The following is a 22346-nucleotide window of genomic DNA, read 5'->3' on the forward strand; positions in this document are numbered from 1 at the left end:
TGTGCATCGGCGGCCGGCACGCCCCCCGCGCGCGCCAGTCACCGGCTCACCGCTCGGCGCGGACCACCGGGAGGTCCAGCACCGAGGCCCCGTGCACGGTGATGCGCACGGGCGTGAGGGTGGTCGCGTCGAGCGCCGGCTCGCCACTTCCGGTGTTGCGGGCGTAACGGGGGTGGGCACCGCCGCTGATCTGCAGACGGACCCGGTGGCCGGGGAGGAAGCGGTGGGCGGTGGAGCTCATCGGCACGGTGATCGCCACGGGCTGCCCCGGCCCGGTCGGCAGCCGCACCAGCCCGTCGCACACATTGACCGAACGGCCCTGTTCGTCGACGTCGCACAGGCGGGCGAAGACATCGGCGTACCCGGTGTCGGTGGAGATCCGCAGCCGCGCCGCGACCGGGCCGAGAACGTCCATGGGCTCGGCCATCGGCTCGCCGGTGAACGTCAGCACATCGGGGCGCTTCTCGAGATCGCCGTTGTCCCGGCTCCCGGAGGTGGGCGAGAGCAGCGGCCCGCCGATGGACGGGGTGGGGTCGGCCGGGTCGTAGCGGAAGGAGGCCAGCGAGGCGGACGTTTCGGGCGACTGCCGGGTGAGCCGCCCGCCCTCCGCGGGGTACCACGAGGCGGTGTCCGGGGACTGCGGCCAGTCGTCGAGGTCCCGCCAGTGCCCCTGACCGCCGATGTGCACCCGCACCCGGGCCGGGCGCAGCCCCGAGGGGGCGCCGCACAGATGCGCGCGCAGCCAGGCGAGACTTTCGGCGAATACCTCCGGCCAGCCCCGCTGGAGCGCGGAGGTGTGGGTCCAGGGTCCGACGAGCAGGGAGGTGTCGCAGCCGGACCGGCGCAGCCTGCCGTACTGCTCGAAGGTCTGGTCCACCAGCGCGTCCTGCCAGCCGCTGATCAGGCAGGTGGGGACGCGCAGGCCGTCGGCGGCACCACCGGTGGACGCGCCTTTCCAGAACGGGTCACCGGCGTCCGGATGGGACATCACGCCGTCCAGCCAGGGCAGTTCACCCCCGAGGCCACGCGCGTACGATCCGCGCAGCGGCAGCGCCCGCGTGATGTGCTTCAGATGGCGCCGGAGGCGCAGCGTGGCCCGTACGAAGGGGCCGAACCCCCGGTGCTGGGCGGTCATGCCGGAGCCGACGAGCAGGGCGTTCTCCAGTTGGAGCGCGCCGCCGCGGTGGAACAGGGCATGGGGGTCGTGCAGCCCGACCTGCACCACCATCGCCCGCAGCTCCGGCGGCGGGTCCAGGGCGAGCGCCCACTGCACATAGCCGAGATAGCTGGGACCGATGGTGCCCAGCGCGCCGTTGAACCAGGGCTGGTCCCGCAGCCACGCCACGGTGGCCTGGCCGTCGGCCGCCTCGTTGCGCCACAGGTCGAACTCGCCGCCCGAGCCACCGGTGCCGCGGCAGCTCTGCAGGACGACATGGAAGCCCTGTTCGGCGAAGAGCATCCCGTACATGGGCGACCAGGGCACTCCCCTGCCGTAGGGCGAGCGCACCAGCAGGGTGGGAAAGTCGCCCTCGGCGCGGGGGAAGTAGTGGTCCGCGCGGAGGGTGCTGCCGTCGGCGGCCGGCACCTCGAGGTCCGCCTCCCGTCCGGCCTCGTACCGCCTGGCCGGAAGGGAGCGCCAGGTCGCCCTCATCATCCGCGCCGCCAGCGGTGGCCTGCCCGAAGGCGCGATCCAGGCGGCCGCGGCCGCTCCGTCGGTGGCCCCGGACCCGCCATCACGCGTAGGTGACGTCATCCCGCGTTCCCCTCCCTGCATTCCCGTACCACGTACGAGAATAGTAGATGCTTGGATGGATTCCGCAAGTCGTCATGGCGGGAAGGAGCGATCAGGTCGTGGTTCGCGGTGACGGGTCCGGCGCCGGAGGCGTCGACCCCCAGCAGCTGTGGCAGAGCCCCCAGCAGCCCCGCAAGGGGCGTAAACCCGCCTTCAGCCGTGAGGCGATCACCGCCGCAGCCGTCGCCCTGGCGGACGCCGAGGGAATCGACGCGGTCACCATGAGGCGGGTGGCGTCGCAGGTCGGCGCCGGGGTCATGTCGCTCTACAGCTACGCTCCCGACAAGGAGACGCTGCTGCGGCTGATGGTCGACCAGGTCAACGGCGAGCTGTCACCACCGGCCCCGCTGACCGGCGACTGGCGCGCCGATCTGAAGACCATCGCCCACACCCAGCGCGCCCTGATGCTGCGCCACCCATGGCTCCCCGGCGCGCTGTTCAACCGCCGCTGGTCCCTCGGGCCCAACACCCTGGCCTTCGTGGAACACGCGCTCGCCGCCCTGCGGCCCACCGCGCTGGACGGCGGCGCGAAGCTGGAGGTGTTCAGCCTGATCACGGGTTTCGTCGCCGGACTCGTCGCCGATGAGATCGCTCAGGCCGCGCTCGCCGACTCACCCGACCGGGCCGCCGCCGATGCCCGGTACCTCACCGCGGTGGCCGCCGACGGACACCACCCTGAGCTCGCCGAGGCGCTCTCCGCCCCCGCCCGCCCGCTCACCCCCGAGGCCACGTTCGCCCGTCTGCTGGACCGCATGGTCGACGGCCTGGACGCGGGGTCGTAACGCGGCGGCGGGAGGCCGCTAGGGATTGGTCCATGCCTCGGGATCCTCGGCGAGGCCCAGAACATCGCCGGGCAGCCGGGCCGCGGCCACCTCCGCGAGGGTCACCTCGCCGAGGATCTTGCGCACATTGGCCCGCACCGCGATCCACAGCGGCAGCAGCGACTCCGCCGGCCCGCAGTACGACAGCTCGGGCGGGCGCACTCCGCGCACCGACACCAGGGGTCCGTCGACCACCCGGATCACCTCGGCGATGCTGATGGTGTCCGCCGGGCGGGCCAGCCGGTAGCCGCCATTGCCCCCGCGCTGGCTGGCCACCAGCCCGCCCCGGCGCAGATCGCCCAGAATCCCTTCGAGAAACTTGTGCGGTATGCCCTGCGCACCGGCGATCACCTCAGCCTTGACGGAGGTGCCCTCCCCCACCGCGGCCAGTTCCAACGCCGCCCGCACCGCATAGTCCGCCTTCGCCGAGATCCGCATGCCCCGATTATCCGCCACCGGCGCGGCGGGCCGTCAGAAGGGCAGGGTGAACGGGGGGTGCTCGCCGTTGAGGAAGTAGTCCCCGACCTCGTGGAGCCGGTGGGCGACGGGGTCGTAGAGCGTATGGGTGCGCGCGTTGCGCCAGAAGCGGTCGAATCCGTAGGCGGAGGAGGCGGAGCGTGCGCCGACGACGTCCAGGGCGCGGGCGGTGGCGTCGTGGGCGGCCCGGGAGGCGGCGGCCTCGGCCGCGGCGGCGAGCACGGTGATCTCGGCGCATTCGTCGTCGGTCAGGTCCTCGCCCCGCGCCAGCCCGCCGTCCAGGGCCTCCAGCGCCTGGTCGGCGAGGGCGGCGGCGGAGAGCGTGGCCACGGTGAGTTCCCCGTAGGTGGTCAGCGCGTACGGATCGCGCGGGGAGGTGTGCGGCCAGGGCGCGTGCACGGCCCTGGTGTACTCGCGGGCCTCGGCGAGCACCCCCTGCGCGATCCCGAGACAGATCTGCGCCGAGACCAGACGTCCGGTCGGCGCGGCCAGACCGCTGAAGGGCGACGGGGTGTCCTCGTCCCAGGAGAGCGGGCCGAGCACCGCACCGTCCTCGACCGGCACCGCGTCGAACTCCACGCTTCCGCCGGCCGCCAGCCGCTGCCCGAAGGTGTCCCCGTCGTCGCCGCCGCACACCACACCGGGATCGGCGGGGTCGACGAGCACGGCGAGGGGTTCACCGGTGTCGGCATGGGTGGCGCGGACGGCCAGCCGGTCGGCGACCAGGACGCCGGTGGCGTACCCCTGGCGTCCGTTCACCACCCGGCCGTCCCTCCCGGAGGTGAGCGTCAGCCGTGGCTCACGGGCGGTCAGCCCGCCGCCCCAGCACCACTGCCCCGCCGCCGACTCCCGCTCCAGCCGGGCGGCCAGATCGGCCCCGCCGAAGAAGCGGGCGCTGAAGGACAGCAGGTAGTGGCAGCCGAGGACCTGGCCGATCGCGCCATCGGCCGCGGCGATCTTCCGCACCACGGCGCAGGCCGTGGACCAGCCCGCTCCCCCGCCCCCGTGCTCGACGGGGATCAGCAGCGCCAGGAGCCCCGCCTCGCGCAACCGGGCGACCTCGTCGTACGGCGTCTTGCCGGCCTGGTCGCGGATGACCGCGTCCGTGGCGAGGTCGTCCGCCGCCTCGCCGGCGATCTGCAGCCACCACGCTCGGTCGGGCGCTTCGGCCATCGCATCCACCACCGTCACGCCCGCTCCCCTCCATCCGGCCGGGCTTCATCATTCCCTATTTTTCCAGTAGGGAAAATAGGGAAACTGGCCACGGACGTCCAGTGAGGGATGTTCCACATATGCCAGTGCTACGTTTGTCCGAGAATGCCCTATTCCATGAGGTGAGGTCCGGGGATGGAGGAGCGGCGCGAAACAGACGCGGTGGGGCGCTCCCACTCATGGGGCGACGAACGGCTTTCCCTGCTCTCGACGGTGGGCGCCGAGCTCAACGACCGTGAGGTGCTGCAGCACGCCCTGGACCAGGCGGTCTCCGAGCTGGGCGGACTCGCGGGGCTGATGCACTGGTCCTGCGGCCCGGCCGGCAGCCGTACGCTGCGCCTGGTCCTGGCCAGCGGGCTGCCGCCGGCCGCCCTCGGGGGCTGGGAGGAGATCCGCCAGGACGAGGCCCCACTCGCCCCCGCCCGGGCCGTGCGGGACGGCCGCTTCGTCTGGCTGCCGGCGGCCGCCGGCGAGACCCTCGGGCCCGGCGAGACCCTCGGGCCCGGGGCGACCTTCGGGCCCGGGGAGACCAGCCGCGCCTCCTCCGGGGCCCTGCCGGCGGCGACCACGGTGGCATCCGTTCCGCTGACCGGGCCGGACGGGCCGGTGGGCGCGCTGTCCGTCCTCACCGGCCCGCGGGAGCCGACCCCGGAACAGGCCGCCTTCCTCGAGGCGGTGGGACGCTGGGCGGAGCACCGTCTCTCGCGCTCGGCGGGCGGGATCGGCGACTGCGACGAACACCCGTGGTGGCACCAACGGCCGGGCGGCTCGGTGCTCCAGCAGTCCCTGGAAGTGGTCAACGTCGGCTCCTGGGAATGGGGCATCCGCACCGGTGAGATGTGGTGGGACCGGGCGGGCCTGACACTCCTGGGCATCCCCCGCGGCTACGAGCGGCGGATCGAGAGCTGGATCGACCTGATCCACCCCGAGGACATGCCGCGGGTGATGGCCGCCACCGAGAAGTCGCTCCGTGAGCGGAGCGGGTACGAGGCCGAGTACCGGGTCCGCCGCCCCGACGGGACCAGCGGGTGGGTGCAGAGCCGCGCCCATCTCGAGCTGGACGAGAACGGCGAGCCCGTCCGCATGATCGGGAAGGTCTGGGACACCACCGAGAGCCGGATGGCCCGGGAGTCGGTGGGGCAGGCGCTGCGGTACATGAGCGACGCGTTCTTCGCGGTGAACCAGGACTGGCGGATCACCTTCCTCAATGTCGAGGCCGAGCGCCTGGTCGGCCCGGCCGCGGAGGTGCTCGGCAGGCCGCTCTGGGAGGGCCCCGCGGGCACGGTCCCCGAGCTGGAGGAGCGCTGCCGGCGCGCCGCCGCCGACGGCAGGCCGACCGGGTTCGACATCCAGTGGCCCACCGATGACCGCTGGTACCACATCCGGCTGGTCTCCGTGCCCGATGGGCTGACGGCCTATCTCACCGATGCGACCGAACGGCGCACCCAGGCCGCGCGGCGCGCGGAGGCCGAGCGCGCCGGTGCCGAACAGGCCGCCAGGATCAGCGAGTTGGCCAGCGCGCTGGCCGACGCGGTGACCACCCAGGACGTCGTCCAGGTCGTCGCCGCGCATGTACTGCCGCCGTTCGGCGCCTCGGGTCTGCTGGTGCTGTTCCTGGAGGGCGGCCGGCTGAACGTAGTGGGCTCCGTGGGCTATCCCCGCGCCTTCCTCCGCAGGATCGACGGGGTCCCGGCCTTCGGGGGCTACCGTCTGCTCAACGAAGTGCTCGGCTCACGGCGGTCGTTCTTCATCTCCTCGACCGAGGAGTACGTGCGGCTCTTCCCGGACCTGTCCGGCAGCCCCGCCCTGGCCCGGAAGAACGCCTGGGCCGTGCTTCCCCTGATCGCCTCGGGAAACGCCATCGGCACCTGCACCGTCTCCTTCGACGAGCCCCGCCGCCTCACCGCCGATGAGCGCACCCTGCTCACCGCCCTCAGCGGAATGGTCGCCCAGGCGCTGGCCCGGGCCCGTCTCTACGACACCGAGCACGCCCGCGCCCAGGCGCTCCAGCGCGGACTGCTGCCCCGGACCCTGCCCTCGCCGGCCGCCCTCACCCCCGCCGTCCGCTATCTGCCCGCCAGCAGCGGTACGGACATCGGCGGCGACTGGTACGACGTCATTCCGCTGTCCGCGGAGCGGGTGGCCGTCGTCATCGGCGATGTGATGGGCCACGGTCTGGCCGAGGCCGCCACCATGGGGCGGCTGCGCACCGCCGTGCACACGCTCGCCAACCTGGAACTGCCTCCCGAGGAGGTCCTGGCCCATCTGAACGAGGTCGTCAGCGATCTGGGCGACGACTCCTTCGCCACCTGTCTGTACGCGGTGTACGACCCCGTCTCGGGGTGCTGCTCCCTCGCCCGCGCCGGTCATCCCCCGCCGCTGATCGTGCGCCCCGACGGAAGCGTGGAGTGCCTGGATCCGACGCCCGATCCGCCGCTGGGCGCCGCCGAGCCGCCGTTCTCCACCGTGGATCTCCAGTTGCCCGACGGCAGTCTGCTGGTGCTGTTCACCGACGGTCTGGTGGAGTCCGCGGCGCGCGATATCGACACCGGCATCGCCGAGTGCACCCAGGTGCTCACCAGCGAGTACGGCCGGCTCCTCACCTGTCCGCCGCGCCGTCCGCGTACCAATGGCCGGGGGCCGGGCGGCGAGCACGGCGAGGACCACGACCGGCTCGACCGGCTCTGTGACCTCCTGGTCGGGACGATGCTGCCCGCCCAGCGGCTGACCGCCGACGACACCGCCCTGCTGATCGCCCGGCTCCACGGACTGCCCTCCGGGAACACCGCCGGGTGGCCGCTGCCGGAGGACCCGGTGGCCGCCGGTCTCGCCCGCACCCATGTCCGCGAACAGCTGGAGGCATGGGATCTCGACGATCTCGTCATGACCACCGAACTGCTGGTGAGCGAGCTGGTGGCCAATGTCGTGCGGCACGCGAGGGGGCCGACCCGGCTCCGGCTGATCCGTGGCAGATCGCTGATCTGCGAAGTCTCGGACGCCAGCTCCACCACTCCCCGGATCCGCCGGGCCGCCGAGACGGACGAGGGCGGGCGGGGGCTGCAACTGGTCTCCGCGCTCTCGCAGCGCTGGGGGACCCGCTACACCGCCGAGGGCAAGTGCATCTGGACGGAACAGCCCATCGCCTGCGGCGGCGCGGTCTAGGAGTACGGCGGCCCGCGTCAACCGATGGCGAGTTCGCCGCCCCGGGCCTCCAGGATGGCGCCGGTGATGTAGCTCGCCCGCGAGGAGACGAGGAACAGAACGGCTTCGGCGATCTCCTCGGGCGCCGCGGGTCGGTCCAGGACCGTGCTCCGCGCCACGGCCCGGAGGGCCTCCTCCCCCATCTCGGAGGTGCCCGGCGTACGGACCGGGCCCGAACGCACGGCGTTGACCCGGACTCCCCGGCCACCGAACTCATCGGCCCACACCCGGGTCAGCAGCTCCAGCGCGGCCTTCGAGGCGCCGTACGCCCCCGCGTTGCGGGCGGCAGCACCGGCGGCGACGGTGCTGAGGTTGACGATGGCCCCGTGGCCCCGAGCGGCCATACCCGGTGCGAGCCGCCCGACCAGCAGCAGCGGTGCGCGGGCGTTGATGGCCATATGGACGTCGAACATCTCGGACGAGGTCCCGGCGGTGTCCGCGAACCGGTAGACACCGGCGTTGTTGACCAGGACGTCCACCTCCCCCGCCTCGGCGGCCAGCCGCCGCACATCGTCGGCCTCGGCGAGATCCGCCGCCACGAATCTGGCCGTGGCGCCCGCCGCGGACACCTCCTGGACCACCTCCGCACCCCGCCGCGCGTCCCGGCCGTGCACGACGACCTCGGCCCCCAGCGCCGCCAGGCCCAGCGCCACGGCGCGGCCGATCCCCGCCGTGGCGCCCGTGACCAGGGCCGTGGCTCCGGACAGCTCACCACTCATGCGGACACTCCTCACCGTGTGCCGGACACCGATCCACACCGCACGCACCGGATGATTACCGCACCCGCCCACGCCGGGCCGGACGGCTCGCCGCCGCTGAGGCTGAACGGACGCGGCGGCCCGGTGACGTGACGCCATATCCGCTCATCCGCCCGAGGCCGGACGACGACGGCCGCGGCTCCGCGGCTGACACGATCTTCCGCGTGGCGCTGGTCTTTGCTGTACTGCGGGGGTGCGGGAAACATCGTCAACCAGCCATGTCGCCCTGGTGACGGGGGCGAACCAGGGAATCGGCGCCGCGACGGCACGAGCGCTGGCGGCCCGCGGCGCCGCGGTGCTCTGCGCCTATCTGCGCCCGAGCGACCCCGGTGAGGGGGAGGCCCCGGATCCGTACCACGCCGCGCGGTCCATCGACGGCGAAGAGGTCGCGGCGGAGATCCGCCGGGCCGGAGGGCGGGCCCAGGCGTTCGAAGCGGACCTCGGCGACCCCGCGGTTCCGGGGAGGCTCTTCGACTTCGCCGAGGACCGCCTGGGCCCGGTCGACATCCTGGTCAACAACGCCTCGGGATGGATCCAGGATACGTTCACCCCCGGTCCGGCCGACCGGTTCGACCGGCCGCTGCGCCCCGTCACCGCGCAGACCTGGTCCCGGCAGTTCGCGGTGGACGCGATGGCGCCGGCGCTGCTGATCGCTGAGCTGGCCCGCCGCCACCGGGCACGCGGTGCCGACTGGGGGCGGATCGTGGGCCTGACGTCGGGAGGGGACCTCGGTTTCCCCGGCGAGGTGTCCTACGGTGCGGCGAAGGCCGCGCAGACCGACTACACCCTGTCGGCCGCCGCGGAGCTGGCCGCCCTCGGCATCACGGCCAATGTGGTGCAGCCGCCCGTGACCGACACCGGGTGGGTCACGGACGAGGTCCGGCGGTTCGTCGCCTCCAGCCCCACCCATTTCCATGTCGCCGATCCGGCCGAGGTCGCGAAGACCATCGTCTTCCTCGCCTCGGACGAGGCCGCGCTCATCACCGGAAACGTCATCATCCTTCGCTGAGAAGGCTCTTCGCCGAGACGGCCTTCGCCAAGACCGCTCTTCGTCCAGACGCCATCACCGTTCGCCAGAGTTCGCCAGAGGGAGTGCAGAAGTGACTGACACGGGAACACACGGTCGGCGGCGCAGCGCGGCCTGGTTCGGCGCGGAGGGCCGGTCCGGCATGGTCTACCGGTCCTGGATGCGCAACCAGGGCTATTCCGGGGAGGTGTTCGACGGCCGTCCGGTGATCGGCATCGCCACGACGTGGTCGGAGCTGGCGCCCTGCAACAGCCATCTGCAGCGGGTGGCGGAGTCGGTGAAGCGCGGGGTCTGGCAGGCCGGTGGCTTTCCGCTGGAGTTCCCCGCGATGGCGCTGGGCGAGACGCTGATGCGGCCCACCGCGATGCTGTACCGCAATCTGCTGGCCATGGAGGCCGAGGAGCTGATACGGGCCAATCCGCTGGACGGTGTGGTGCTGCTGTCCGGCTGTGACAAGACCACCCCCGGTCTGCTGATGGCCGCCTCCAGCGTCGATCTGCCGGCCATCATGGTCACCGGCGGACCGATGCTCAACGGCAAGTACCGGGGCGGGGATGTGGGCTCGGGCACGCAGGTGTGGCGGTTCGAGGCCGAGCTCGCGGCCGGGCGGATGACCGAGGAGGAGTGTTTCTTCGCCGAGGGCTGCATGGCCCGGTCCAACGGGCACTGCATGACCATGGGCACCGCGTCCACCATGGCGTCGATGGCCGAGGCGCTCGGCATGCAACTGCCCTATTCGGCGAGCTGGCCGGCGGTGGACTCGCGGCGGTACGAGACGGCGCAGCGCGCCGGACAGCGGATCGTGGCCATGGTGGAGGAGGATCTGCGGCCGTCGCAGATCATGACCCGGGCGGCGTTCGAGAACGCGATACGGGTCAACGCGGCCATCGGCGGCTCCACCAACGCGGTGATCCATCTGCTGGCCATCGCGGGGCGGCTGGGGGTGCCGCTGAGCCTCGACGACTTCGACGCGCTGGCCCGGGAGGTGCCCACACTGGTCGATCTGCAGCCCTCCGGACGGTTCCTGATGGAGGACTTCTGCTACGCCGGGGGCCTGCCGGTGGTGATGCGCGAGCTGGGCGCGCTGCTGCACACCGGGGCGGCCACGGTGAACGGGCGCACGGTGGCGGAGAACGTCGGCGACGCCGAGTGCTGGAACCGTGAGGTGATCCGGACACTGGACGACCCGTTCCAGGAGGCGGGCACCGGCACCGCGGTGCTGCGCGGCAATCTCGCACCCGCCGGCGCGGTGATCAAACAGTCCGCCGCATCCCGCCACCTGCTCCGGCACCGCGGCCGGGCCCTGGTGTTCGACACACCGGAGGACTACATCGCCGTGCACGCCGATGAGGACCTGCCGGTGGACGAGAACACCGTGCTGGTGATCCGGGGCAGCGGCCCCCGTGGCTACCCGGGCATGCCCGAGGTCTCCAATGTGGTGCTGCCGCCCAAGTTGCTGCGCAAGGGCGTCGAGGACATGGTGCGGATCTGTGACGGCCGGATGTCCGGCACCGGCTTCGGCACCGTAGTGCTCCATGTGGCCCCCGAGTCCGCCGTCGGCGGCCCGCTGGCGCTGGTGCGCGACGGCGACTGGATCACCCTGGACGTCCCGGCGCGTGCGCTCACCCTGGAGGTGGCCGAGGACGAGCTGGAGCGCCGACGGGCCGCCTGGCAGCCTCCGCCGCCGGTCGCCGCCCGGGGCTGGAGCAGGCTCTACACCGAGCATGTGCTTCAGGCGGACCAGGGTCTGGACCTGGACTTCCTGGTCGGCTCCAGCGGACACGAGGTGCCCCGCGAGTCCCACTGACCCTCTCTCGCGGCCACCGCCGACGGCGGTCGGATCGTTCCCGCGGCGGTCTTCCCGCGGCGCCCGTGCGCGGGCCGTACGTACGGCCCGCGCACGGGCGCCGTCAGTGGGCCAGGAGCCTGCGCAGCCACCGCCGCCGCGCCTCCCGCGCGTCCCGCGAGACGGCGGCCTGCGGCGCCATGCCGCCGAAGCCGTGGAAGGCCCCGGACCAGACGTGCAGTTCGGCCGATCCCCCGGCTCGCCAGATGCGGCCGGCGTAGTCCACGTCCTCGTCGCGGAAGGTCTCCGCCGAGCCGACGTCGATGAACGCGGGCGGCAGTCCGGACAGATCCGTGGCACGGGCGGGCGCGGCGTACGGCGAGACGTCGTCGCCCCCGCGTGCGTCGCCGAGCAGTGCGTTCCATCCGGCCTCGTTGGCGGTGCGGTCCCACACCCCGATCCCGGTCATCTGCCGGGCGGACGGTGTGTCGTTGCGGTCGTCCAGCATGGGACACATCAGTAGCTGCCCGAACAGGGCCGGGCCGCCGCGGTCCCGGGCCAGCAGTGTGACGGCCGCGCCGAGGCCGCCACCGGCGCTGCCGCCCACGACCACGATGCGCCCCGGGTCGATGCCCAGCTCTTCGGCGTGTTCGGCGGTCCAGCGCAGCCCGGCGTAGCAGTCCTCGACCGGCCCCGGATGCCGGGTCCCCGGCGCCAGGCGGTATTCGACGGACACCACGGCGAGCCGCAGTTCCTGGGCGAGGTCGAGCAACTCCGGCATACCCAGGCGGTTGTGGCCGACCGTCATGCCGCCGCCGTGGATGTGATACAGCGCCGGTGCGGGAATGGCCGCGTCCGCCAACCGGCAGATCAGCAGCGAGACCTCCGGCGCGTCCGCCGGGCCGGGGACGGACCGCTCCTCGACCAGGAAGGCCCCGTCGCGCTCCAGATCCTCGTTCGTCAGCGTCTCCATACCGGGCACGCCCTGACCGTCCCCCGCCTCCGGATCGGCCCCGGACCCGCCGGGCCGCAGTATCTCGCTGATGGCCGCGAGTGGCGCGATGAGCTCCGGGTCGAACGGCGGCGGTGGCCCGAGCGGCGCCGTGGCCGCAGGGTCGGGGGAGGTGTTCGCCATGGTCGGCTCCCAGGGTCGTGGTGACGTAAATCCCCCGTCGCCGACCGCTCACTGCCCACTGCCCGAAGAGCAACCGCCGCGCGGACGATCTTACCGGCCGGGTGGCGGCACGACGGCCGGTTCGATCCAGGCACCGGGCGGTCAGCCGTTCCAGCTCTCGTCGTACGGATCGTGCGGGGCCGGGACCGGCATGGAGCTGCTGACCTCGAGGTACGGAATGGTGCCACCGCCCACGGGGTCATTGGTCCGCTTGCGGGTGTAGGTGCCGATGACCTGGAGCCAGGTGTCGGGTTGCAGCACCGGCGGGATCCGTCCGGCCAGCCCGATCTTCACGGGCTGGGCGTCGGCGGCGCAGCAGTTGAGGGCCATGCGGACGAGGTAGGGGGCGCCGTGTCCGTCGAGGGCGATGAAGCCGGTGACCTCGATCCTCCGGTGCTCGAGGGAGTAACCGTGGTCGTACACCGCGCGGCCCGCGTAATCGGCCACGTTGAGCGGCAACGGGTCACCGGCGGGGAGCGCGGGGAAGCCCCAGGGGCGTTGCAGCGCCGTGCCGGTGTGCATGGCGGTGTACGAGCCCAGCGCGGGCGGCGCCACCAGGATGAGGGCGAACAGCGGGAGCACGAGGAGCCAGGAGACCCGTGGTTCCCGGTGGGCGTGGCCGCCGTCGCCCTCCTCCGCGTGCGGGGCGCCATCGGCCGTGCGCGGCCGCTCGTACCAGAGGGTGGCGACGGCGGCCGCGATCAGGACGACACCGGCCGCGAGGAGCAACAGGCGCAGCCCCGCCTTCACATAGCGCAGATACAGGCCGGTGAAACCGGCCCGCAGCACCGCCCCGCCGATGAGGAACAGCACGATCGCCTGAGCCTTCCGGTTCACAGCAGCACCGCCCCGACCAGGACCGACATCAGCACGGCGAGGACGAAGGTGGCGGGGGCGAACCGCAGCGCGAACCCGCGGCCGAAGGTACCGGTCTGCATGGCGAACAGCTTCAGGTCGATCATCGGCCCGACGACCAGGAACGCCAGCCGGGCGGTGAGCGAGAACTGCGACAGGGACGCGGCCACGAAGGCGTCGGCCTCGGAGCAGATCGACAGCAGCACCGCGAGGACCGCCAGGGCGAGGATCGATACGACCGGGTCATCGGCCGCGCCACGCAGCCAGCTCGCCGGCACCACGGCCTTCAGGGTGGCCGCGGCCATCGCGCCGACGACGAGGAAACCGCCGGCGTGCATCACATCGTGGCGTACGGACGCCCAGAACGCGGCGCCCCTGCCGTGGCCGTGGAAGGAGGGGCGGGCCGGTGGGCGCAGCCAGTCGGCCCGTCCCAGCCGCTGCCACAGCCAGCCCATCGCACACGCCACGAGCAGACTGGCCAGGAACCGGGCGAGCACCATCTGCGGGTCGCGGGGGAACGCGACGGCGGTGGCGGTCAGCACGATCGGGTTGATCGCCGGGGCGGACAGCAGAAACGCCAGCGCCGCCGCGGGGGTGACGCCCCGGCGCACCAGCGCCCCGGCCACCGGCACCGAGGCGCATTCACAGCCGGGCAGCACCGCCCCGGCCACCCCCGCCACCGGCACCGCGAGGGCGGGCCGCCGCGGCAGCGCGCGGGCGAAGAACGACGGCGGGACGAACACCGCGATGAGCGCCGACAGCAGCACCCCGAGCACGAGGAAGGGCAGGGCCTGGAGGACCACCGCGACGAACACGGTCATCCAGCTCTGCGTCACCGGAGCCGACAGCGCCCGCCGGATCGGCCCCTGTGCCGTGACCACCAGGACCAGCAGCATGATCAGGCCGAGGGAGGAATCGAACCGCCCGCCCCGCGGATCGCCCGCGTCGCGACGGCCGGCCCGGGTCGGGGCCGCTTTGGTCGTGGTGCTCACGGTTGAGGTACCTCCGGCGTCGAGGGCGCGTGCGCGGTTCCCCGCGCCCTCCAGTACGCCGGTTCGGCCCCGAGTGCTCACCGTTCCCACCCATGAGCCGGATGGCCTGTGCCCACCACGGTCCGGATGTCCTTGAGCCGCTCCGCTCAGCCGGGGTTCACCCAGGTGCCCCGCTCGGCGGAGCGGGCCATGGCGTCCAGCACCGTGGCGCTGTGCACGGCGTCGTCCAAAGTGGCGCCGTAGGCGGTGCCCTCGGCGATGGAGCGCACGAAGTGGTACGCCTCGATCACCTTCAGATCGTCATAGCCCATGCTGTTGGCCGCGCCGGGCTGGAAGGCGGCGTACTCGCCGTGTCCGGGGCCGATGTACACGGTGGAGACGGGCTGGTCCTGGTAGGCGCTGCCGTGGCTGATGCCGAGTTCGCCCATGCGCCGGAAGTCCCAGAAGACGGCGCCCTTGGTGCCGTGGATCTCGAAGCCGTAGGTGTTCTGCTCGCCGACCGAGACCCGGCACGCCTCCAGCACCCCGCGGGCGCCGGAGGTGAAGCGCAGCAGACAGGAGACGTAGTCCTCGTTCTCCACCGGGCCCAGCTCGCCGCCGGTGGCCCGGGTGTGTCCGGCGGTGGCGCCGGTGGGGCGGGCCCGCTCGGGCACGAACACGGCGGTGTCGGCGGTCAGGGCGTCGATCTCGCCGAGCAGGAAACGGGCCAGGTCCACCCCGTGCGAGGCGAGGTCGCCCAGCACTCCGCTGCCGCCACGCGCGCGTTCGTACCGCCAGGTCAGGGCACCTTCGGGGTGGGCGGCGTAGTCGCTGAAGAGGCGGACGCGGGCGTGGGTGACGGTGCCGATCTCCCCGGCTGCGATCATGGCGCGCGCGGTCTGGACGGCGGGCGCGTTGCGGTAGTTGAAGCCGACCGCGCCCTGGACCCCGGCCTCGGCCACGGCGGCGGCGACCGCGCGGGCGTCGTCGGCGGTGAGCCCGACCGGCTTCTCGATCCAGATGTGCTTGCCCGCCCGGGCCATGGCGATGCCGATCTCGCGGTGCAGAAAGTTCGGCGCGGCGATGCTCACGGCCTGGATCCGGGGGTCGGCGGCGACCTCCTGCCAGTCCCGGACGGCGGTGGCGAAGCCGTACCGCCCGGCGGCCTCCTCGGCCCGTCCGGGCACCTCGTCGGCGACGGCGACGAGTTCGGGCCGTACGGACAGCTGCGGGAAGTGGTGCGGCAGCCGGACGTACGCCTGGGTGTGCACCCGTCCCATCCAGCCGAACCCCACGACGGCGACCCCGAGCGTACTCACCATGACTGCCCTTCTTTGGACCGTTCCAGAACTATCCCGGCCCACACTGGAAGCCCTATCCGCAGGGTGTCAACCCCTTTGACAACCACGTCCGCCCTGTGGAACGGTCCAGAACATGAGACCACCGACGATCCGCGATGTCGCCGAACGGGCCGGAGTGTCGAAGTCGCTGGTCTCCCTGGTGCTGCGCGGCTCCGAGCAGGTGCGCCCCGAGAAGCGGCAGGCCGTCCTGGCCGCCGTCGAGGAGCTCGGCTACCGGCCCAACGCCGCCGCGCGCAGCCTCAGCGAGCGGCGCACCCGGACCGTCGGCGTGCTCCTCAACGACCTGCGCAACCCCTGGTTCGTGGAGCTGCTGGACGGCCTCAACTCCCAGCTGTACGCGAGCGGCCTGCGGACACTGCTCGCCGACGGCCGGCTCAACCGGCGGCTCGGCGAGGACCTCACCCACACCTTCACCGAGCTGCGGGTCGACGGCCTGATCGCGGTCGGCACGCTCCCGGACCCGGCGGCGGTGCGCACCGCGGCCGCGCGGGTGCCCACGGTGGTCGCGGGCACCCGCGAGCCCGTGCTGCCCCACGTGGACATCGTCGCGGGCGACGACGAGCTGGGCGCCCGCCTCGCCACCGAGCACCTCATCGGCCTCGGCCACCGGCGCATCGCCCATATCGCCGGACAGGGAGTGGTCGGCGAGCTGCGCCGCCGCGGCTTCGAGGCGGTCATGCGCGAGCACGGCCTGGCCGGGCCGGCGGCCGTGGAGCAGGGCGATCTGACCGAGGAGGGCGGCTACCGGGCCACGGTCCGGCTGCTGGCCGCGCCGCACCGGCCCACCGCCGTCTTCGCGTTCAACGACATGGCGGGGGTCGGCGCCCTGTCGGCCGCCGAGGAGCTCGGCCTCCGGGTGCCGGACGACCTCTCCCTCGTCGGCTACGACAACACCTATCTCGCGCGGCTGCGCCATCTGTGGCTCACCACCGTGGACAACGCGAACCACGACATCGGCCGTCGCGCCGCACGCCGCCTGCTCGACCGGATCGCCGACCCCGCCCGCCCCGGCGAGGTCGCCCTCACCGCTCCGGCCCTCGAGATCCGCGGTACGACCGCACCGCCGCGATCGGCTGACTGACCATCGCGCACCGCCCATTGACGCCCCGTCGGTCCCTTGCCTATCGTCCGTCCGAAGTACTGAGCAGTGTCCGATATTTCGAACATTCTGCGGTACAGGAGTCGCCATGCGATCAATGGGACGCGTCAGACCGGGCCTCGGCCTCACCCTGAGCGCTCTGCTCACCACCTCGCTCGCCGCCGCGTCGCTCACCGATCCCACGGCCGCCGGAGCCTCCTCCGCGGCCGTGACCGACTACTCGATCACCGTCGATCCGGACCGCGCGGGCCCGGAGATCGACGACGCGATGTACGGCATCTTCTACGAGGACATCAACCGCGCCGCGGACGGCGGGCTGTACGCCGAGCTGGTCCAGAACCGGTCCTTCGAGTACGACACCGCCGACCACGCCTCGTACACACCGCTCACCTCGTGGAACGAGACCACGACCGGCGGCGCCACCGGCACGGCGCGGGTGGTGAACGACGAGGCGCGGCTCCATGAGAAGAACCGCAACTACCTGCGGCTGGATCTGCGCGGGGACGGCAGCGGCGCCGGGGCGGGGTACGGCGTCACCAACGCCGGATACAACACCGGCATCGCCGTCCAGGCCGGAAAGACGTACGACTTCTCGGTGTGGGCCCGCACCGACAACCCCTCGGGCACCCCGCTGACGATCGGCCTGCACACCGCCTCGGGCACCACCGCGCTCGCCACGCCGTTGCGCGCCACCGTGCGCGGGGATCGCTGGACGAAGTACACCGGGACGCTCACCGCGCGCGCCACGGACACCACCGGACGGCTCGCGGTGACCGCCGGCGGTGGCGGCACCGTCCGGCTCGACATGGTCTCCCTCTTCCCCCGGGACACCTACAAAGGCCATCCGAACGGGCTGCGCAAGGACCTCGCGGAGAAGATCGCCGCGCTGAAGCCGGGCTTTCTGCGCTTCCCCGGCGGCTGTCTGGTGAACACCGGCAGCCACCGGGCGTACGAGGCACCGGGCTGGGAGCGCAAGCGGTCCTACCAGTGGAAGGACACCGTCGGCCCGGTCGAGGAGCGGCCCACCAACGCCAACTTCTGGGGCTACAACCAGTCCTACGGCCTCGGCTACTACGAGTACTTCCAGTTCGCCGAGGACATCGGCGCGACACCACTGCCCGTGGTGCCCGCCCTCGTCACCGGCTGCGGCCAGAACAAAGCCACCGACGATCCGGAGCTGCTGAAGCGGCACATCCAGGACACCCTCGACCTGATCGAGTTCGCCAATGGCCCGGTGACCTCCACCTGGGGCAAGAAGCGTGCGGAGATGGGACATCCGAAGCCCTTCGGGCTGAACCGTCTGGAGGTCGGCAACGAGGAGAACCTCCCCGACGCCTTCTTCGAGCGCTTCACCGAATTCCGCAAGGCCATCGAGGCGAAGCACCCGGAGATCACGGTGATCAGCAACTCCGGGCCCGACGACAGCGGCGTCACCTTCGACCGCGCGTGGGAGCTGAACCGCGCCGCCAAGGTGAAGATGGTCGACGAGCACTACTACAACAGCCCCCAGTGGTTCCTGGAGAACAACAAGCGCTACGACTCCTACGACCGCCAGGGCCCGAAGGTGTTCCTCGGCGAATACGCCTCACAGGACAACCGCTTCGGCAACTCCCTCGCCGAGGCCGCGTACATGACCGGCCTGGAGCGCAACGCCGATGTGGTGAAGATGACCTCCTACGCCCCGCTGCTGGCCAACAAGGACTACGTCCAGTGGCGGCCGGATCTGATCTGGTACGACAACGCCGCCGCCTGGGGCTCGACCAGCTATGAGACCCAGAAGCTGTTCATGAACAACGTCGGCGATCAGGTCGTGCCGAGCGAGGCGTCCGCCACCCCGTCCCTCCCCTCCGGCCCGATCACCGGCGCCGTCGGCCTGTCCACCTGGGCCACCAGCGCCGCGTACGACGATGTCCAAGTCACCTCGGCGGACGGGGCCACCCTGCTCAGCGACGACTTCTCCGGCGGCGACGGCAAGTGGACGAAGGCCACCGGGACCGGCTCCTGGCAGGTGCGGGACGGCGCGTATGAACAGTCCGACACCAGTGCCGAGAACCCCATGGTCACCGCGGGCGACCGCGGCTGGCAGAACTACGACCTGAAGCTGAAGGCCACCAAGCGCGCGGGCAGCGAGGGCTTTCTCATCGCCTTCGGGGTCAAGGACACCGGCAACTACTACTGGTGGAACCTCGGCGGCTGGGGCAACACCCGATCCGCCGTGGAGAAGGCCACCGACGGCGCCAAGCAGACGATGGCCGAGGACGGCACCAAGATCGAGACGGGCCGGGCGTACGACGTGCGGATCGAGGTCCGCGGCCGGCAGGTGACCCTGTACCTGGACGGGAAGAAGTGGGGCGCGTTCACCGATGACAAGGCCGCCGAGCCGTTCCGCCAGGTGGTGACGCGCGACAAGGCCACCGGTGAACTCATCGTCAAGGTCGTCAACGCCCAGGACGCGGCCGCCCGCACCCGTATCGACCTCGGCCAAGGGGTCAAGGTCCGGCGCACCGCTCGGCTGACCACGCTCCAGGGCGACCCGGACGCGGTGAACAGCGCCACCGATCAGCCCATCAAGCCGAGCAGTTCCACACTCGACGGTGTGGACACCACCTTCAGTCACACCTTCCCGGCGAACTCCATCACGTTCATGCGGATCGCGATGCGGAAGTAACGACGCATAAGCCGCGGCCGGTGACCGGGGTGGTCACCGGCCGCGGCTTCGATCGCCGAGCGCACCGCCCGCCGCGCCCACCGTCAGGCCGAGGACGACCATCACCACATAGCCGTAGACCTCATAGCCATCGGGGACGACGAAGCGGACGAAACCCATGAAGTGGAGCCAGCCCCACCATTCGTGCAGCAGACCGCTTCCGCCACCGACGACGAGGGTGAAGGAGAGCAGATGCGACACGGCGGTGAGCGGGGAGGTGTCCTTGGTGGATGTCATGGCCCGAACCTAGGCGGGCCGCCCCGGGCGGCGGATCGGGCACAAGGCGACCGGGCGATGACCAAAGACCACCGCCCGCCACCGGCGAGTCGTACTTAAGTATCCGCTCGCGGCGCCCATCCCCGCTCGCCCGCCGGGTCCGCGTAGATTGCCGGGACATGCGCCGCATCCACCGCACCCGCCGGGACTGGGCAGCCGATCTGGGGCTCATGCTCTTCGCCGCCTGCTTCGCCGCCGCCAGCTCGGATTCCATACCGATCGAGGACGGCCTCGATCCGCTGTGGCGGACCATCGACCAGGTGGCCGGCGGGCTGGGGTGTGCGACGGTCCTGCTGCGGCGGCGGTGGCCGGTGGCGCTGGCGGTGGTGCTGCTGCTGGCGGGCAGCGAGGTGTCGCACTATCTGACCGGTCCGGCGATGGTGGCGGTGTTCACGGTGGCCGCGACCCGGCCGTGGCGGGCCACGGCATGGGTGGCGGCGGTGGCCTTCGTACCGCTTCCCGTCTTCCTGTGGCAGTTGCCGGAGGTGTCCGGGGACCGGAAGAGCTCGGCACTGACGTACTTCGCGCTGATCGCCGGGGCCATCGGCTGGGGGTTGTTCCGGCGGTCCCGGCAGCAGCTGATCGCCTCACTGCGGGAGCGCGCCGAACTGGCAGAGGCGGACGCGGAGTTGCGGGCCGAGCGGGTCCGCCGGGAGGCGCGGGAGGAGATCGCGCGGGAGATGCATGATGTGCTGGGGCATCGGCTGACACTGCTGAGCGTGCACGCGGGGGCCCTGGAGTTCCATACGAAAGCGCCCCGGGAGGAGATCGGAAAGGCCGCCGGGGTGATCCGGGAGAGTGCCCATCTGGCGCTGCGCGATCTGCGCGAGGTGATCGGAGTGCTGCGCGCGGGACCGGCGGAGGACGAGCGGCCCCAGCCCGAACTGGCCGACCTGGCCCGGCTGGTGGCGGAGGCACGGGCGGCGGGCGGCCGGATCGAGCTGACCGGGCCGCCCGACGGACCGGCCCCGCCGCCCATGGTGGGACGGACGGCGTACCGCATCGTCCAGGAGGCGCTGACCAACGCGCGCAAACACGCGCCCGGCGCGGCGGTCACCATACGGGTGGCCGGGGGCCCGGCCGGCCGGCTGACGGTGGAGGTCCGCAACGCGCCGCAGCCCGGAGCCGCCGCGGACACCGGCGATGGCGAAGGCGGCGGGCAGGGGCTGATCGGGCTGGCCGAACGGGCCCGGCTGGCGGGCGGTGAGCTGAGCGCGGGACCGGCCCACGACGGTTTCCGGGTCCGCGCCTGGCTACCCTGGCCTGCGGCGGACCCGGTGTCCGCCATGGGCCAGGGGTGAGGGAGGACGGCGCGGGTGATCCATGTCCTGCTGGTGGACGACGACGCGATCGTACGGGCCGGGCTGCGCCTGATGCTGGGCGGCGCCCCGGACATCGCGGTCGTCGCGGAGGCCGCCGACGGGGCGGAGGTGCCGGCCCTGGTCGCCGCGCACCGGCCCGATGTGGTGCTGATGGACATCCGGATGCCGGGTGTGGACGGGCTGACCGCCACCACCGAGCTCCGGGCCCGGCCCGGAGCCCCGCAGGTGCTGGTGCTGACCACCTTCCACACCGACGCGCATGTGCTGCGGGCGCTGCGCGGCGGGGCGGCCGGGTTCCTCCTCAAGGACACCCCGCCACGGGACATCGTCGCGGCCATCCGGACGGTGGCCGCCGGGGATCCGGTGCTCTCCCCCGCCGTCACCCGCCGCCTCATCGAGCAGGTGGCGGGAGGCGGGCAGGAGGACCGGGCCACGGCCGCCCGGGCCCGGCTGGCGCTGCTGGGCGAGCGGGAACGGGAAGTGGCCCGGGCGGTCGGGGGTGGCCGCTCCAACGCGGAGATCGCCCGCGAGCTGCATCTGGCGCTGCCGACGGTGAAGGCCCATGTGTCCCGCATCCTGACCCGGCTCGACCTCAACAACCGCGTCCAGATCGCCCTGCTGGTCCACGACGCCGGCGAGTCGGACAGCGGCTGACCGACGCTCCTCACGCGCCGGGGTCTCAGCGGTGGTGCGCACGGTTCCGATGGCACCCTGACTTAAATCAGTCGCTTGACTTAACGTAGCCCATGAGGTTGCCTGATCATGTCGATGACCACCCCGGAACCGAGGGAGAGCGTCGTGGATCGAGGAAACGGCGAGCCGCTGCTCTTGCCGGTGAGGTGGTGACCGTGGCGGGCAGGACGCTACGGCACGAACGGGCCGATGCCACGCGTGAGGCGATCCTGGCCGCCGCGGAGCGGCTGTTCGCCGAGCGCGGGGTGTACGCGGTCTCCAACCGCCAGGTGAGCGAGGCCGCCGGACAGGGCAACAACGCGGCGGTCGGATACCACTTCGGCACCAAGGCCGACCTGGTGCGGGCGATCGCCCGGCAACACGCCGAGCAGGTAGAGCGGTTGCGCAAGCGGCTGCTGAGCGAGATCGGCGACTCCACCGACGTACGGGACTGGGTGGCCTGTCTGGTGCGCCCGGTCCTCGAGCATCTGGCGGAGCTGCCCAGTCCGACCTGGTACGCGCGGTTCTGCGCCCAGGTGATGACCGACCCCGCGCTCCACGAGATCATGACCGAGGAGTCCCTGGCCTCTCCGGCGCTGCGGCACACCCTCGAAGGGTTCAACCGGTGCCTTCCGGAGCTGCCGCTCGAGGTGCACCTCGAGCGCGGCGCCATGGCGCGCAACCTGATCCTGCACATGTGCGCCGAGCGGGAGCGCGCGCTCGCCGAGAACACCGCCACGCCCCGGTCCAGCTGGCACGACGCCGCCACCGGCCTGATCGACGGCATCGTCGGGCTGTGGCTGGCGCCCGTCACCCGCTGAGCGCGGCTCCGCAC

At 72.3% G+C, this 22346-nt stretch carries 18 protein-coding genes; 9 read left to right on the forward strand and 9 right to left on the reverse strand.

Annotated elements, in window-relative coordinates; all coding sequences use genetic code 11:
- Positions 1 to 46: 46 nt before the first annotated feature.
- Positions 47 to 1651, reverse strand: a complete 1605-nt coding sequence (locus CGL27_RS04630; RefSeq protein ID WP_205587899.1) for a CocE/NonD family hydrolase — start codon at positions 1649 to 1651, stop codon at positions 47 to 49.
- A gap of 200 nt (positions 1652 to 1851) precedes the next feature.
- Between CGL27_RS04630 and CGL27_RS04635 the strand changes: the two genes are divergently transcribed.
- Entirely contained in the window at positions 1852 to 2574 is a 723-nt protein-coding gene (locus tag CGL27_RS04635) for a TetR/AcrR family transcriptional regulator C-terminal domain-containing protein (RefSeq protein ID WP_240450352.1), read from the forward strand.
- An 18-nt stretch (positions 2575 to 2592) separates the two neighbouring features.
- Here CGL27_RS04635 and CGL27_RS04640 read toward each other — a convergent pair whose 3' ends face one another.
- Together CGL27_RS04640 and CGL27_RS04645 are read right to left on the reverse strand one after the other, a co-directional pair.
- The gene (locus CGL27_RS04640) at positions 2593 to 3051 is read right to left on the reverse strand and encodes an Rrf2 family transcriptional regulator (protein WP_119984752.1); all 459 of its coding nucleotides are present in this window, start codon (positions 3049 to 3051) and stop codon (positions 2593 to 2595) included.
- A 33-nt stretch (positions 3052 to 3084) separates the two neighbouring features.
- Positions 3085 to 4263 carry an acyl-CoA dehydrogenase family protein gene (locus tag CGL27_RS04645; RefSeq protein WP_119994244.1) on the reverse strand — a complete coding sequence of 393 codons (1179 nt, stop codon included), beginning with the start codon at positions 4261 to 4263 and terminating at the stop codon, positions 3085 to 3087.
- A gap of 174 nt (positions 4264 to 4437) precedes the next feature.
- Between CGL27_RS04645 and CGL27_RS04650 the strand changes: the two genes are divergently transcribed.
- The gene (locus CGL27_RS04650) at positions 4438 to 7464 is read left to right on the forward strand and encodes a SpoIIE family protein phosphatase (RefSeq protein ID WP_240450353.1); all 3027 of its coding nucleotides are present in this window, start codon (positions 4438 to 4440) and stop codon (positions 7462 to 7464) included.
- 17 nt (positions 7465 to 7481) lie between these two features.
- Here CGL27_RS04650 and CGL27_RS04655 read toward each other — a convergent pair whose 3' ends face one another.
- Positions 7482 to 8222 carry an SDR family oxidoreductase gene (locus CGL27_RS04655; RefSeq protein ID WP_119984754.1) on the reverse strand — a complete coding sequence of 247 codons (741 nt, stop codon included), beginning with the start codon at positions 8220 to 8222 and terminating at the stop codon, positions 7482 to 7484.
- A gap of 232 nt (positions 8223 to 8454) precedes the next feature.
- Here CGL27_RS04655 and CGL27_RS04660 point away from each other — a divergent pair, with 232 nt between their 5' ends.
- Positions 8455 to 9270 carry an SDR family oxidoreductase gene (locus CGL27_RS04660; RefSeq protein WP_162952873.1) on the forward strand — a complete coding sequence of 272 codons (816 nt, stop codon included), beginning with the start codon at positions 8455 to 8457 and terminating at the stop codon, positions 9268 to 9270.
- A gap of 91 nt (positions 9271 to 9361) precedes the next feature.
- Positions 9362 to 11095 carry an IlvD/Edd family dehydratase gene (locus CGL27_RS04665; RefSeq protein WP_119984758.1) on the forward strand — a complete coding sequence of 578 codons (1734 nt, stop codon included), beginning with the start codon at positions 9362 to 9364 and terminating at the stop codon, positions 11093 to 11095.
- Between the two features lie 103 nt (positions 11096 to 11198).
- Here the strand turns inward: CGL27_RS04665 and CGL27_RS04670 are convergent, their stop codons facing one another.
- The 4 genes from CGL27_RS04670 to CGL27_RS04685 form a co-directional block, all read right to left on the reverse strand.
- Positions 11199 to 12209, reverse strand: coding sequence for an alpha/beta hydrolase (locus tag CGL27_RS04670; RefSeq protein ID WP_119984760.1), 1011 nt, complete (start codon positions 12207 to 12209; stop codon positions 11199 to 11201).
- A 141-nt stretch (positions 12210 to 12350) separates the two neighbouring features.
- The gene (locus CGL27_RS04675; protein ID WP_119984762.1) at positions 12351 to 13085 is read right to left on the reverse strand and encodes a TIGR03943 family protein; all 735 of its coding nucleotides are present in this window, start codon (positions 13083 to 13085) and stop codon (positions 12351 to 12353) included.
- Positions 13082 to 14095, reverse strand: coding sequence for a permease (locus CGL27_RS04680; protein ID WP_119984764.1), 1014 nt, complete (start codon positions 14093 to 14095; stop codon positions 13082 to 13084). Before CGL27_RS04680 ends, CGL27_RS04675 begins: the two co-directional genes overlap by 4 nt.
- Before the next feature lie 146 nt (positions 14096 to 14241).
- The gene (locus CGL27_RS04685; RefSeq protein ID WP_119984766.1) at positions 14242 to 15396 is read right to left on the reverse strand and encodes a Gfo/Idh/MocA family oxidoreductase; all 1155 of its coding nucleotides are present in this window, start codon (positions 15394 to 15396) and stop codon (positions 14242 to 14244) included.
- 112 nt (positions 15397 to 15508) lie between these two features.
- Here CGL27_RS04685 and CGL27_RS04690 point away from each other — a divergent pair, with 112 nt between their 5' ends.
- The gene (locus CGL27_RS04690) at positions 15509 to 16516 is read left to right on the forward strand and encodes a LacI family DNA-binding transcriptional regulator (RefSeq protein ID WP_119984768.1); all 1008 of its coding nucleotides are present in this window, start codon (positions 15509 to 15511) and stop codon (positions 16514 to 16516) included.
- 115 nt (positions 16517 to 16631) lie between these two features.
- Entirely contained in the window at positions 16632 to 19202 is a 2571-nt protein-coding gene (locus CGL27_RS04695) for an alpha-L-arabinofuranosidase C-terminal domain-containing protein (RefSeq protein WP_162953263.1), read from the forward strand.
- Between the two features lie 33 nt (positions 19203 to 19235).
- Here the strand turns inward: CGL27_RS04695 and CGL27_RS04700 are convergent, their stop codons facing one another.
- Positions 19236 to 19478 (reverse strand): hypothetical protein, encoded by a 243-nt coding sequence (locus CGL27_RS04700; RefSeq protein WP_119984771.1) that lies wholly within the window; start codon positions 19476 to 19478, stop codon positions 19236 to 19238.
- 158 nt (positions 19479 to 19636) lie between these two features.
- On the opposite strand from CGL27_RS04700, the gene CGL27_RS04705 reads away from it, so the two are divergent.
- From CGL27_RS04705 to CGL27_RS04715, 3 genes are all read left to right on the forward strand, one after another.
- Entirely contained in the window at positions 19637 to 20818 is a 1182-nt protein-coding gene (locus CGL27_RS04705; protein WP_119984774.1) for a histidine kinase, read from the forward strand.
- A gap of 15 nt (positions 20819 to 20833) precedes the next feature.
- A complete protein-coding gene (locus CGL27_RS04710; RefSeq protein ID WP_119984775.1) occupies positions 20834 to 21493 on the forward strand; it encodes a response regulator transcription factor in 660 nt (219 codons plus the stop codon).
- 194 nt (positions 21494 to 21687) lie between these two features.
- On the forward strand, positions 21688 to 22332 hold the full coding sequence (locus CGL27_RS04715) for a TetR family transcriptional regulator (RefSeq protein ID WP_119994246.1): 645 nt from the start codon (positions 21688 to 21690) through the stop codon (positions 22330 to 22332).
- The last annotated feature ends 14 nt before the right edge of the window (positions 22333 to 22346 follow it).

It is taken from the genome of Streptomyces sp. 11-1-2 (assembly GCF_003595545.1).
GTDB lineage: Bacteria > Actinomycetota > Actinomycetes > Streptomycetales > Streptomycetaceae > Streptomyces > Streptomyces hygroscopicus_B.